The following is a 12,507-nucleotide window of genomic DNA, read 5'->3' on the forward strand; positions in this document are numbered from 1 at the left end:
CGGCTTCACGTTGGTCGCCGGTCGTCGTGACCGGACCGAGGGGAGGCAGGCGTGGTCGAGGAAGCGCCCATCCGGGCCGGATCCGGCGAACAGGGTGAGCTGTTCCCGGACTCCTCGCTGCCGGACGAACTGGTCGGGTACCGCGGCCCCGCCGCGTGCCAGATCGCGGGCATCACCTACCGCCAGCTGGACTACTGGGCGCGCACGGGGTTGGTCAACCCGACGATAAGGAGTGCCCAGGGCTCCGGCAGCCAACGGCTCTACTCGTTCAAGGACATCCTGGTCCTCAAGGTCGTCAAGCGGCTGCTGGACACCGGTGTCTCGTTGCAGAACATCCGGGTCGCGGTCGACCACCTGCGTCGCCGCGGCGTGCAGGACCTGGCCCGGATCACGCTGTTCAGCGACGGCACCACGGTCTACGAGTGCACCTCGCCGGAAGAGGTGGTCGACCTGCTCCAAGGCGGCCAGGGGGTGTTCGGGATCGCGGTCTCCGGCGCGATGCGGGAGATCAGCGGCACGATCCACGACTTCCCCGCCGAACGGGCGGACGGCGCGGAGATCGTGGAGCCGGCCGACGACGAGCTGTCCCGTCGCCGTCGCACGAGGGCCATCGGCTGACCCGGCCGCGAGGACCGGCGCGCGCACTGAGATCCACGTCGCGCCGGCGGTACCGTTCACCCCTCCGACAGGTACGATTTCGCGCGTAGTCGCTTTATCCCGTGCGGGAGAGTCCGAGCCCGTCTCGGCGCCGAAGGAGCAAATCCTCCCCGGAACCTCTCAGGCGCAAGGACCGTGCGGGTGAGACGCCTCTGGAAAGCGGGTCGGCCACAACCGGCCGACCCCGCCGACGGTGCAAGCCCGGTCACCGGGTGAAGCTCTCAGGCGCCCGACGTCGGGCAGAAGACAGAGGGGGAGGGCAACGGCAGAAGTCTGTCCGGAGCCCTGGAGGCCAGCACCGATGACGCAGGACCGCATCCCCCTCGCCGCACTCGAGCACGGCACCCCGTTCGCCGACCGGCACGTGGGCCCGCGGCCCGCGGAGCTGGCCCGCATCCTCGACGTGATCGGTGTCGGCTCCCTGGAGGAACTGGCGCAGCACGCCGTCCCCGAGTCGATCCGCGAGCGCGACCTGGTGCTGGACCTGCCCGCTCCGGCCACCGAGACCGAGGCGCTGGCCGAGCTGCGCGCCCTGGCCGCGCGCAACCGCCCGATGACGCAGATGATCGGGCTGGGCTACTACGGCACGACCACCCCTCCGGTGATCCGCCGCAACGTGCTGGAGAGCCCCGCCTGGTACACCGCGTACACGCCCTACCAGCCGGAGATCTCCCAGGGCCGGCTCGAGGCCCTGCTGAACTTCCAGACGATGGTCGCCGACCTGACCGGTCTGCCGCTGGCCAACGCCTCGATGCTGGACGAGTCCACGGCCGCCGCCGAGGCGATGACGCTGGTCCGCCGCGCGGGCCGGTCGAAGTCGGACAAGTTCGTGGTGGACGCCGACACGCTGCCGCAGACGTTGGCCGTCATCGAGACCCGCGCCGAGCCGCTGGGCATCGAGATCGTCACCGCCGACCTCTCCCAGGGCATCGAGGGGCTCGGCCTGGGCGGCGACTTCTTCGGCGTGCTGCTGTCCTACCCCGGCGCGTCCGGCGTGGTGCGCGACCACGCGTCGGTGATCGAGGAGATCCACAAGGCGGGTGCGCAGGCCGTGGTCGCCGCCGACCTGCTGGCGTTGACGCTGCTGCGCCCGCCCGGCGAGATCGGCGCGGACGTCGTCATCGGCACCACGCAGCGGTTCGGCGTGCCGATCGGGTTCGGCGGGCCGCACGCCGGGTACATGGCCGTGCGCCAGGGCCTGGAGCGGCAGCTGCCCGGCCGGCTGGTCGGCGTGTCCGTGGACGCGGACGGCTCGCTCGCCTACCGCCTCGCGCTCCAGACGCGTGAGCAGCACATCCGCCGGGAGAAGGCGACCAGCAACATCTGCACCGCGCAGGTCCTGCTGGCGGTGATCGCCTCGATGTACGCGGTGTACCACGGGCCGGAGGGCCTCAAGGCGATCGCGACCCGCGCCCACCGGATGGCGACCGTGCTGGCCGCCGGCCTGCTGGAGGGCGGCGTCGAGATCGTGCACGGCGAGTTCTTCGACACCGTGCGGGCCCGCGTCGAGGGACGTGCCGCCGCCGTCGTCTCCGCCGCGCGCGACCTGGGCGTGAACCTGTGGCAGGTCGACGACGACGTGGTGTCCATCGCGTGCGACGAGACCACCACGCGCGAGCACCTGGAGCTGGTCTGGAAGGCGTTCGGCGTGACCGTCGCCGACGTGGACGGCCTGGACGCCGACACCGCCGACGGCATCCCCGCCGACCTGCGCCGCACCAGCGACTACCTGACCCACCCGGTGTTCCACGCGCACCGCTCCGAGACCGCGCTGCTGCGCTACCTGCGGTCGTTGTCGGACAAGGACGTCGCGCTGGACCGCAGCATGATCCCGCTGGGCTCGTGCACGATGAAGCTCAACGCCACGGCCGAGATGGAACCCATCACGTGGCCGGAGTTCGCCGACCTGCACCCGTTCGCGCCCGCGTCGGACGCCGAGGGGCTGCTGAGCATCGTCACCGACCTGGAGCGGTGGCTGGCCGAGGTGACCGGGTACGACGCGGTGTCGTTGCAGCCGAACGCGGGCAGCCAGGGCGAGTTCGCGGGCCTGCTGGCGATCCGCGCCTACCACCGGGCCAACGGCGACGACCACCGCGACGTGTGCCTGATCCCGTCCAGCGCGCACGGCACCAACGCCGCGTCCGCCGTGATGGCCGGGATGCGGGTCGTGGTGGTCAAGTGCGACGACCACGGCAACGTGGACATCGACCACCTGCGCTCGACGATCGACGCGCACCGGGACGACCTGGCCGCCATCATGATCACGTACCCGTCGACGCACGGCGTGTACGAGGACACCGTGCGCGAGGTGTGCGGGCTGGTGCACGACGCCGGTGGCCAGGTGTACGTGGACGGCGCGAACCTCAACGCGCTCATCGGGCTGGCCCAGTACGGCAAGTTCGGTTCGGACGTGTCGCACCTGAACCTGCACAAGACGTTCTGCATCCCGCACGGCGGCGGCGGTCCGGGCGTCGGTCCGATCGGCGTGCGGTCGCACCTCGCGCCGTTCCTGCCGAACCACCCGTTGCAGCCGGCGGCGGGCCCGGCGACCGGGGTCGGCCCGATCAGCGCCGCGCCGTGGGGTTCGGCGTCGATCCTGCCGATCTCGTGGGCGTACGTGCGGATGATGGGCGCGGACGGGTTGCGGCGGGCGACGCTGACCGCGGTGGCGGCGGCGAACTACGTGGCGCGGCGGCTGGACGAGCACTTCCCCGTGCTCTACACCGGCGAGGGCGGGTTCGTGGCCCACGAGTGCATCCTCGACCTGCGGCCGATCACGAAGGCGACCGGCGTGACCGTGGACGACGTGGCGAAGCGGCTGGCCGACTACGGCCTGCACGCGCCGACCATGTCGTTCCCGGTGGCGGGCACGCTCATGGTGGAGCCGACCGAGAGCGAGGACCTCGCCGAGATCGACCGGTTCATCGACGCGATGATCGCGATCAAGCACGAGATCGACCGCGTCGGCTCGGGCGAGTGGCCGGTGGACGACAACCCGCTGCGCAACGCCCCGCACACGGCCGCCTCCATCGCGACCGAGTGGAACCACCCGTACAGCCGCGAGGTGGCGGTGTTCCCGGCGGGCACGGCCGCGCCGAAGATCTGGCCCCCGGTGCGCCGCATCGACGGCGCCAAGGGCGACCGCAACCTGGTCTGCTCCTGCCCGCCGGTCTCGGCCTACGGCGGCTGATTTCACGTGCACGGCGGGCCGCCCTTTGACCGGGCGGCCCGCCGTCGTGCGGGTCGGGCAGCCTGGGAGTTGCTCGACGGTCAGCGCAGGTCGTGGTCCAGTTCGAACCGGCCAGGTTCGCCCTGCGGCCAGGTGATGCGGCCCGTGCCGGTCAGGCCCGCGAGGTCGCCGGTGGCCGAGGTGACGGTGAAGGTGGAGGACGCGACGCCGTCGTGGAAGTCGCCCGTGTGGTGCAGGACGAAGCTGCCCTCGCGGCCGTTCAGAGTGCCCGTGACGACCTCGTAGCCCGTGGTGACGCAGGAGTCGTCGTCCGAGTAGGACATGACGAACCGCAGGTCGCCCGTGGCGTCCAGGTCTCCGGTGTAGGCGGTGGTCATGCCGCCCACGGTCTGCTTCGGGCCGGTCACCTCGTCGTAGCGCTTGCCGTCCCAGGTGTGCTCGTCCCAGCTCTTCATCTCTGCGTTCGCGTGTGCGGTGCTCATGGGGAGGAGCCTGCCGGGCTTACCTGACAGGTCGTGTCAGGAAAGATGGGCCGCATGCGTGCGAGTCGGTTGTTGTCGTTGCTCCTCCTGCTCCAGTCGCGCGGCCGGATGACGGCGCAGCAGTTGGCGGACGAGTTGGAGGTCTCGGTCCGCACGGTCTACCGGGACGTGGAGGCGCTGGGCGCGTCCGGCGTCCCCGTGTACGCCGACCGCGGGCCGGCGGGCGGCTACCAGCTCGTCGACGGGTACCGCACCCGGCTCACCGGGCTGACCACGGAGGAGGCCGACTCGCTGTTCCTCGCGGGACTGCCGGGCCCGGCGGCGGAGCTGGGGCTGGGTGCGGTGGTGGCGGCGGCGCAGCTCAAGGTGCTCGCCGCCCTGCCGCCGGAGCTGCGGTCGCGGGCGGCGCGGATCCGGGAGAGGTTCCACCTCGACGCGCCCGGCTGGTTCCGCGGCAACGAGGGCACGCCGCACGTGGCCGAGATCGCGGAGGCGGTGTGGCAGCAGCGGCGGCTGCGGATCCGGTACGTGCGGTGGGCGCAGGTCGAGGTGGAGCGGACCGTGGAGCCGCTGGGGCTCGTGCTCAAGGCGGGCACCTGGTACCTCGTGGCCCGCACGGACGACCTGCGCACGTACCGGGTGTCACGGGTGCTGGAGCTGACCGCGCTGGACGAGTCGTTCGACCGGCCGGAGGGGTTCGACCTGGTGGAGTACTGGGCGGGCTGGTCGGAGCGGTTCGAGCAGCGCCTGTACCCGATGCGCGTGACGGTCCGGATGACGCCGAACGGGCTGCGCAGCGCCCGCGTGCTGTTGGGCCTGGTCGCGGCGCGCGAGTTGCGGGACGTCGAGCCGGAGGGCGAGTGGACGACGGTGCGGGTGCCGGTCGAGTCGCTGGAGCACGCTCTGGTCGACCTGCTGCGCCTCGGGCCGGAGGTGGAGGTGCTGGAGCCGCCGGAGCTGCGGGAACGGGTGGTCGACCGGATCACGGCGACGGCCGCCGTGTACGGGCGCGGGTGACCCGGCTCGACTCGGCTCGGGCTGGTTCGGTTCGGGCTGGGTGGTTCGGCTCGGCTCAGTTCGGCTCGGGCGGGCTCGGTTCGGCTCGGCTCCGTTCGGCTTGGGCGGGTTCGGGCCGAGCCGTCCCTCAGTCGGCCGACAAGAGCTGACCCAGGGCGGCGTCCACGCCGCGGCCGTCCTCGACCACGGACAGGGTGCCGCCGGTGGACCGGGCCAGTTCCGACAGCGGCGCGCGTTCCGGGTCCGGTCCGATCGCGATGACGCTGATGGCGATGTCCCTGCCCGGCTGCTTGAGCGAAGCGAGCCGTGACGTCAGCTCCGCGAACGACAGGCCGCCGTCGTTCACGCCGTCGGTCAGCACCACGATCCGGTTGCGCTTGCCGTCCTGGTAACCGGTCAGCATCCGCTCGTACAGCGCGAGCACGCTGGTGTAGAGCTGGGTCGCGCTGCGCGGCTGGAGCGCGGCCACGCCGTCCAGCAGCGCCTGCCGTTGCGCGGCGACCGGGCCGGTGGGGACGAGTTGCCGGTACGGCTTGTCGCCGTCGAGCTCCCGGGAGAACTCCCACAGCCCCAACGACCCCGACACCGACCGGTTGACCTGCCCCGACAGCGCCTGCTTCACCCAGTCGATCCGGCTGCGGCCCTCGCCGCCCGGTTCCTCCATCGACTTCGACGTGTCCACCAGCACGGTCACGACCTGGCCGTTGCCCGCGGTCGCCCACGCGGCCGAGATCTGCTGGGTGGTGTTCGCGTCGGCCGGCGTGAGCGTGTCCGTGACAGCGGCCCACCGGATGCCGGGCGACGGCTTGGGCCGCTCGGTCGTGGCCTCGACCCGCAGGCCCGCGCCCGCCAGGATCTTCTGCTGGTCCGGCTCGCGCAGGAAGTCCCGGAACGCCTGCGCCGCGCGCACCTGCGCCTCACCGACCCAGTCGCCCGCCAGCGGCACGAACGGGAAGTCCGCGATCGGCGTCGGCCCGCCCGCCGCGATCCCGTACAGGGGCTGCGACGGCGGCGTGCCGCTGTCCTTGCCGGTGTTGTGCCGGTACAGGTCCACCTCGAACACCGGCACCGCGCTGAACCCGGCCGCGTTGACCGCGGTGTCGTCGGCGAGCAGCTTCATCGCCTCCCACGTGGTCGCGGGCGTCTGCTCGGGCTTGGACGACGACAGCCTGCTCATCGTGTTCCGCACCGGCTCCAGCGCCAGCATCTCGACGGTGACGGGCCCCTTGCCCTCGGGGCTCGCGCCGGCCAGCGCCGACTGCATGGCCATCGCGGACGCCGCGTTCGTCGCCGGGTCGGGCATGGCGACGGTGAACCGGCCCCACTCGGGGTGGCCGAAGCGCGCCCAGCCGTCCGGCGCGCCGGCCAGGTCCGGCAGGTCGGTCCAGCGGAACCCGGACCCCGACTGCACCGCCTGCGCCGGGTCCTGGTGCAGGGCGAGCAGCACCGGGCTGGTGGCGACCGACTCGGGGACGCCGCCGAGCAGGGCGGCGTTCTGCGCGCCGAGCCGGTTGGCCCACAGCATCGAGTCGGTGACCCAGGCGTGCGGGCGCTCGCCGATCTCGGCGGTGTCCCAGCCCTGCGTGAGACCTTCCAGCACGACTTCGGAGTCGATCGACTGGACCTCGATCTGGATGCAGTGGTCGTAGACGACGGGACGCTGCTCGCTCCACGCCTCGGCGACCTGCTTGACGGCCTCGGCGACGCTGGGCGTCGACGCGATCCGCAGCAGCGCGTCACCTTCGTTGCAGTCGCCGGCCTGGGCCGCGGCACGGCGTTCCACCAGGCCGCCGACCCAGCTCCAGCCGAGCCACCCGAGCACGAGGAGGACGACCAGGCCGACGATGGCCACGGGCCACGTCGCGATGCCGCGCCGCACCTTCGTCCGCAGCGCGCGGTGTCGAGACATCGTCTTCCCTCTCAGCGTCCGACCGGATACGGCTGGCGAATCCCGACCGGCGTCACGCTAACAGGTGACGTCTGCGGATCGGGTGAAGTTACTCCAGGTCATCGAGCGGCGACGGGTGCGGAGGTGGGTTCGACGGTGGTGGAGGAGGCGGTGGTGGTGGTGGAGGAGGTGGGTGCCGAGGACAGGGTGCGGGTCAGGTCGATGAGCCGGGCTCTCAGCGGGGCGGCGGCCTGGGCGAACGCGCTCTGCTGCCGCACGTACTCGGCGCGGCCCTCGGCGGTCTCGATCCGCACCGGCTCGTAGCCGAGGTCGGCCAGGTCGTACGGGCTGGCCCGCATGTCCAGCTCACGGACCCGCACGGCCAGTTCGAAGCAGTCGGCGACCAGCTCGGACGGCGTCGCCGGGTCCAGCTTGTAAGCCCACTTGAACAGGTCCATGTTCGCGTGCAGACAGCCCGGCTGTTCGAGCTCGACCTGGGTTTCGCGGGTCGGCTGGAGCGCGTTGCGCGGCCGTGCCTGCGGGGTGAAGAAGCGGAACGCGTCGAAGTGCCCGCACTGCACCCGCTGCGACTCCACCACCCGGTCGGTGCCGTCGCTGCCCAGCCGCAACGGCCACGCGTTGTGCCGCACCTGGTCCGGCCGCTGCCGGTAGACCATCGCCCACTCGTGCAACCCGAAGCAGCCCAGCCGGGGCGCGCGGCCCGCGGTCGCGGCGAGCAGCCGCCCGGCGAACGCGATCGTGTTGGCCCGCTCGCGCGCGAACGCCTCGACGTCGAGCGCCACGCCCTCGGCGGTGCGCCGGTAGACGGGCCACTTGAGGTAGGCCAGCGCCGCGTCGCCCTCGAGCACGACGCCGGGGCCGGGGTGCCAGCGCTCCAGGCGTGACGGGCGGTGCGAGTAGTAGGAGAAGAGGAAGTCCAGCACGGGGTGCTTGCGGCCGGCGGCCTTGCGCTCGTGGTGCGGGCCGGTCCACCGGCGGACCCGGTCCGCGTGCGCGTCACGCCGAGCGGTCCACTCGGCTTCGGACAACACGACCCCCACGAGGTATCAGGGTACTTCGCCCCGGACCAGGGCCAACCCGAGCCCGGTGCGCAACGACACCAGCTCCCGGCCTTCGCGGTGGCTGACCGCGAGGCCGGCCGCCCGCAGCACGCCCAGGTGCTGGGACACCGCGCCGACCGTGACGCCGAGCCGGGTGGCCAGTTCGGTGACCGTGCTGGGGCGTTCCAGCTCGCACAGCAGCCGGGCGCGGGTGCGGCCGACCAGGCGGGCCAGCGCGCCGTGGGTGGGCGCGTCGGACCGTTCCCAGAGGGAGCCGAAGCCGTGCGCGGGGTAGCACAGCGCCAGGCGGACGGGGCTGTCGCGCAGGTAGGCGTGCGGCCAGGTGAACGCCGACGGCACGAGGACCAGGTCGCGCTCGCCGATCTCGACGGTGCGGTCGGCCACGGTCAGGCGCGGGCTGTGGAACGACACGTCGGGGTGCAGTTCGGCCAGGACGGTGGGGCCGCCGGCTTCGACCAGCCGCCGTCCGCGCCGTTCGACGTCGTCTTGGAGCACGCCCTCCAGGCGTGGCCAGACCGGCGCGATGATCGCGTCGTGGACGGCGCGCAGCCGGTCCTGCATGGCGGTGACGGTGGTCGGGTCGGCGAGGAGCCGGGGGTCCGCCACGGCCGCGGCGATCCGCTCCGGGGTGGCCTTGGCGATAGCGTCGATCTCGACCTCGACGCGTTCGGACCGCACGCCCGGGGTGGGGATGAGGAACTCCGGCACGACCGGTCGGGTGACGAGGTGGTGCAGCGGCGAGTGGTCGCTACCCAGGTCGAGCAGGCGTTTCTCGGCCCAGGAGATCCAGCGCTGGTGCACCGGCGACAGGCCCGGCGCGGCCAGCACGCGCAGGGCCGCGATCGTCTCCCAGAGGGGGGAGACGGCGAAGCGGAGAGCCATGGGTTCACTCCACGCTAAAACGTCCCTCGGTGCCAGTGCGGGTTGGCAAGGTGTGGACCATGTCCAGGGGGTGGGTGCGGCTTCAGGCCGTCGCGGTGTCCGGTTCGGTGGCCGAAGGCCTGATGTTGTCGGTGTTGCCGTGGATCGCGGCCACGATCACGTCCGATCCGCGGCAGTTGTCGCTGGTCAACGTGGTGGGTCAGGCGCCGTGGCTGGTGTTCTCGCTGTTCGCCGGTGTGCTGATCGACCGGGTGCGGCGCAGCGCCGTGCTGGCGTCGGCGTACGCGGTGCAGGCGTGCGCGGCGCTGACGCTCGCGGTGGCGGGCCTGGCGGACGCGGTGAGCCTGCCGTTGCTGGTGGTGCTGGCGTTCGTGGTGACCTCGGCGCAGGTGCTCGGCGACGGCGCGACGGGCGCGTTGGTGGCGGAGGTGGTGGAGCCGAGCCGGTTGCCCGCGGCCAACACGCGGATGCTGGTGATCGACCGGGGCGTGGTGCAGTTCGTGGTGCCGCCGGTGGCCGGTTTCCTGGTGGCGTTCGGCCTCGGGATGCCCGCGTGGCTGGCGGTCGCGGCCGCTGTGGTGGCGTTGGCGCTGGTGAGGGGCGTGCGTTCGGCTCCCGTGACGCCGTCGGCCAAGCACCCGTTGCGCGACATCGCGGAAGGGCTGCGGTTCCTGGTCCGGACGCGGTTGCTGCTGTCGATCACGGTGGCGGTGGGGCTCGGGTCGTTCGCGGCGGCCGCCACGATGGCGATGTTCGTGCTGTACGTCAAGGAGCTGCTGGGGCTGGGGTCGGTCGGGTACGGCGTGATGCTGGCGGCGATGGCGGCCGGGTGGGTGGTGTCGTCGTTCGTGGTCGGACGGGTGGTGGACCGGTTCGGTTACGCGTGGTGCATGCGGTTGTCGCAGGTCGGGATGGTGGTGACCATCGCGCTGTTCGCGGTGCTGCCGCCGTGGGCGTGGGCGGTCGCGGTGGTGATGTTCGCGCAGTCGGCGACCGTGATGGTGTGGAACGTGTGCTCGCAGTCCAGCCGGCAGCGGTTCACGCCGGCCGGGTTGCTGGGGCGGGTGCTCACCAGCCACCGGGCGTTGGCGTGGGGGTTGACGCCGTTGGGTGCGTTGGCCGGTGGGTTCGTGGCGGCGGGGTTCGGGTTGCGGGCGGTGTGGGTGATGGCGACGGTGATCCAGGTCGGGGCGTTGGTGACGGCGTGGTTGGGGTTGTCGCCGAAAGCGTTCAGGGAGGCGGAGCTGGTGGTGGTGGGGAGGGGAGATGAAGAGCCTCGCCGGACGAGTAGATCAGCAGGATGACGGGGTTCGGCGGTGACGCCGCGTTCCCGCGTGGGTCGGGGTTCGTGTCATCCCGCCGACCTCCCGGAGCTGAAGGCGAGGCGGTGTGGGGGCCCGTCGTCAAAGAGGGGGGATCAGGCCCGGGAATTTGCGGGCGCCGGTGCAGTGGGGGCACTCGCGGCCGTTGTCGACGGTTCGGGGCTGGCCGCCGATCACGGCGGAGGTCGGGTTGGCGATGAAGCCCGCCCCGCCGCACAGGTGGCAGATGGTGCGAGGGTCCGAGGTCACGCCGAACAGGTCGTCCTCGTCCTCGACGTCATCGTCGTCGAAGCCGTCCTCGTCCTCTTCGGGGTCGAAGTCGTCTTCGTCGTCGTCATCGTCACGCGGGTCCACGTGACCAACCGTAGTCGGGTGGGACCGGGCTCGTGCCGTCCGGTCCCACCCGGGTCGGTCAGGGGCGTTGGCCCGCTTGGTCCACGACGGACTGCTCGGTGATGGCGTGGAAGTTGGTGCCGAGCAGGTCGTAGGTCTGCGCGTCGAACACGATCACGACGGGCTGGGCCTTCGGCGAGCCCTCGGGGACGGGCCAGGTGATGCCCACGCCCGGCCGGCCGGCCGCGTCACGGGCGTCCTGGACCACGGACAGGCCCGGGATGCGGGTGGCGGCCTCGTAGAGGGCCGCCCTGGACAGGGGTGGGAGCAGGTACTCGTTGATCAGGCTCAGGATGTCCTTGCCGCGCGCGTTGACGCTGCCCGGTGCGCCGCTGGCGTTGGCGTCGAGGTAGGCCAGCATGGCGTCGACGTCGGTGGGCAGGTCGGAGCGGTAGGCGGGGCGCGGGTCGCAGGGTTCGGTGCCGAGCACGACCGCGGGGTCCTTGAACACGTCCCGCTGTCCGTTGACGCAGCCGGCGAGGCGGATCGGTTCGGGTGGTTCGGGGTTCTTCAGCACCCCGTCGCGGGTGCCGTCCACCGACAGCCAGATCTCCCGTTCCGCGCCGCCGGGCGCGGTGCTGCGGGTGTAGACGAACTGGTCCGGGCGCGGTGGGGCGGACGGGTCGGCGCGGGCCGTCTCGGCGGCGAAGGTCAGCAGGCGGACGGCGTCGGTCACCGGTTCGACCGGGGTCGCGGACGAGGTGGTGGTGGCGCTGATCGCCTGGCCGCCCGGGGCCGGTTGGGTGGTCGGCACCAGGGTGATGGTGGCGGCGACGGCGGCGGCCAGGCCGATCGCGGAGGCGGCGGCCAGGGTGCGGCGCTTGCGCGGGCGGGACCGGGTGAGGCCGGCGACGAACGCGGCGCGGGCCGGTGCCAGGGACGCCTGGTCGGGCAGGGGCGTCTCGTCGCCCAGTTCGCGCAGCAGGTGCAGGTCATCCATTGTTCAGCAACTCCTCGACCTCGGTGGGGTTCTGGCCGCCCAACGCCTCCCTGACCTTGCGCCGGGCCCGGTGCAGGCGGGAGCGGACCGTGCCGACGGGGATCGCCAGGGCGGCGGCGACCTCCTCGTAGCTGAGCTGTTCCCACGCCACGAGCAGCAGCACGTCCCGGTCCTCGGGCGACAGGCCGCCCAGCGCGCCGGTGAGCAGCGAGCGGGTGGCCCGCGCCGTCACCTCGGCGGCCACGCGGTCGGCGTGGTCCAGTTCGGAGGTGTCGGCCGGGGTGGTGCGGTAGCGGCGTGCCTCCTGCCTGCGGTGTCGGGCGACGAGGTTCGTGGCGATGCCGTACAGCCACGGCCGGGCGTCCGGTCGGGCCCGGTCGTAGCGCTGCCGCTTGTCGAACGCGGTGAGGAACGTGTCGGCGACGAGGTCGTCCGCGACCTGGGCGCCGAGCCTGCGCGCGAGGTACCGCCAGATGTGCGGCGCGTGCCGGTCGAAGATCGCCGCGAACGCGTCGGGCTGGTGCCGCGACCTGTCGATGATCTCGGCGTCGGTGGGTGTCATGGTGGCCTTTCCGGCTGGTTCCCGGTGAAGGGCGGTCACCTTTTGTCCGCCGTCGGGGCCGATCGGGTTCACGGTGTGAGCGGAAGTTGACC

General features: G+C 72.4%; 11 protein-coding genes and 1 riboswitch. Of the genes, 4 read left to right on the top strand and 7 right to left on the bottom strand.

The window, feature by feature from the left end; translation table 11 throughout:
• Positions 1–51: 51 nt before the first annotated feature.
• The gene (locus LZG04_RS07575) at positions 52–618 is read left to right on the top strand and encodes a MerR family transcriptional regulator (RefSeq protein WP_308198996.1); all 567 of its coding nucleotides are present in this window, start codon (positions 52–54) and stop codon (positions 616–618) included.
• 94 nt (positions 619–712) lie between these two features.
• A riboswitch (glycine riboswitch) is annotated at positions 713–803 on the top strand.
• Positions 804–958: 155 nt separating this feature from the next.
• Positions 959–3,847 carry an aminomethyl-transferring glycine dehydrogenase gene (gene gcvP / locus LZG04_RS07580; protein ID WP_233814612.1) on the top strand — a complete coding sequence of 963 codons (2,889 nt, stop codon included), beginning with the start codon at positions 959–961 and terminating at the stop codon, positions 3,845–3,847.
• 80 nt (positions 3,848–3,927) lie between these two features.
• Here gcvP and LZG04_RS07585 read toward each other — a convergent pair whose 3' ends face one another.
• Entirely contained in the window at positions 3,928–4,329 is a 402-nt protein-coding gene (locus LZG04_RS07585; protein ID WP_233814614.1) for a DUF3224 domain-containing protein, read from the bottom strand.
• 54 nt (positions 4,330–4,383) lie between these two features.
• Here LZG04_RS07585 and LZG04_RS07590 point away from each other — a divergent pair, with 54 nt between their 5' ends.
• The gene (locus LZG04_RS07590) at positions 4,384–5,346 is read left to right on the top strand and encodes a YafY family protein (RefSeq protein ID WP_233814616.1); all 963 of its coding nucleotides are present in this window, start codon (positions 4,384–4,386) and stop codon (positions 5,344–5,346) included.
• Positions 5,347–5,473: 127 nt separating this feature from the next.
• On the opposite strand, the gene LZG04_RS07595 is transcribed toward LZG04_RS07590, so the two are convergent.
• The 3 genes from LZG04_RS07595 to LZG04_RS07605 form a co-directional block, all read right to left on the bottom strand.
• Positions 5,474–7,255 carry a substrate-binding domain-containing protein gene (locus tag LZG04_RS07595; RefSeq protein WP_233814618.1) on the bottom strand — a complete coding sequence of 594 codons (1,782 nt, stop codon included), beginning with the start codon at positions 7,253–7,255 and terminating at the stop codon, positions 5,474–5,476.
• Positions 7,256–7,353: 98 nt separating this feature from the next.
• A complete protein-coding gene (locus tag LZG04_RS07600; protein ID WP_233814620.1) occupies positions 7,354–8,295 on the bottom strand; it encodes a 3-methyladenine DNA glycosylase in 942 nt (313 codons plus the stop codon).
• 6 nt (positions 8,296–8,301) lie between these two features.
• A complete protein-coding gene (locus LZG04_RS07605; protein WP_233814637.1) occupies positions 8,302–9,198 on the bottom strand; it encodes a DUF5937 family protein in 897 nt (298 codons plus the stop codon).
• A gap of 59 nt (positions 9,199–9,257) precedes the next feature.
• On the opposite strand from LZG04_RS07605, the gene LZG04_RS07610 reads away from it, so the two are divergent.
• Entirely contained in the window at positions 9,258–10,502 is a 1,245-nt protein-coding gene (locus tag LZG04_RS07610) for an MFS transporter (RefSeq protein ID WP_233814639.1), read from the top strand.
• 99 nt (positions 10,503–10,601) lie between these two features.
• On the opposite strand, the gene LZG04_RS07615 is transcribed toward LZG04_RS07610, so the two are convergent.
• The 3 genes from LZG04_RS07615 to LZG04_RS07625 are packed head-to-tail and all read right to left on the bottom strand — an operon-like array spanning position 10,602 to position 12,415.
• Positions 10,602–10,874 (bottom strand): hypothetical protein, encoded by a 273-nt coding sequence (locus LZG04_RS07615; protein ID WP_233814641.1) that lies wholly within the window; start codon positions 10,872–10,874, stop codon positions 10,602–10,604.
• A 58-nt stretch (positions 10,875–10,932) separates the two neighbouring features.
• Positions 10,933–11,853, bottom strand: a complete 921-nt coding sequence (locus tag LZG04_RS07620) for a CU044_5270 family protein (protein ID WP_233814643.1) — start codon at positions 11,851–11,853, stop codon at positions 10,933–10,935.
• On the bottom strand, positions 11,846–12,415 hold the full coding sequence (locus tag LZG04_RS07625; protein WP_233814645.1) for an RNA polymerase sigma factor: 570 nt from the start codon (positions 12,413–12,415) through the stop codon (positions 11,846–11,848). Before LZG04_RS07625 ends, LZG04_RS07620 begins: the two co-directional genes overlap by 8 nt.
• Positions 12,416–12,507: the final 92 nt, after the last annotated feature.

The sequence above is a fragment of the Saccharothrix sp. S26 genome, from assembly GCF_021390395.1.
Classification (GTDB): domain Bacteria; phylum Actinomycetota; class Actinomycetes; order Mycobacteriales; family Pseudonocardiaceae; genus Actinosynnema.

Excerpts from the sequence above, each read along its gene's own strand:
- LZG04_RS07625 (WP_233814645.1), bottom strand. The coding sequence starts at position 12,415 with ATGACACCCACCGACGCCGAGATCATCGACAGGTCGCGGCACCAGCCC.
- gcvP (WP_233814612.1), top strand. The coding sequence starts at position 959 with ATGACGCAGGACCGCATCCCCCTCGCCGCACTCGAGCACGGCACCCCG.
- LZG04_RS07590 (WP_233814616.1), top strand. The coding sequence starts at position 4,384 with ATGCGTGCGAGTCGGTTGTTGTCGTTGCTCCTCCTGCTCCAGTCGCGC.
- LZG04_RS07585 (WP_233814614.1), bottom strand. The coding sequence starts at position 4,329 with ATGAGCACCGCACACGCGAACGCAGAGATGAAGAGCTGGGACGAGCAC.
- LZG04_RS07595 (WP_233814618.1), bottom strand. The coding sequence starts at position 7,255 with ATGTCTCGACACCGCGCGCTGCGGACGAAGGTGCGGCGCGGCATCGCG.
- LZG04_RS07610 (WP_233814639.1), top strand. The coding sequence starts at position 9,258 with ATGTCCAGGGGGTGGGTGCGGCTTCAGGCCGTCGCGGTGTCCGGTTCG.
- LZG04_RS07620 (WP_233814643.1), bottom strand. The coding sequence starts at position 11,853 with ATGGATGACCTGCACCTGCTGCGCGAACTGGGCGACGAGACGCCCCTG.
- LZG04_RS07605 (WP_233814637.1), bottom strand. The coding sequence starts at position 9,198 with ATGGCTCTCCGCTTCGCCGTCTCCCCCCTCTGGGAGACGATCGCGGCC.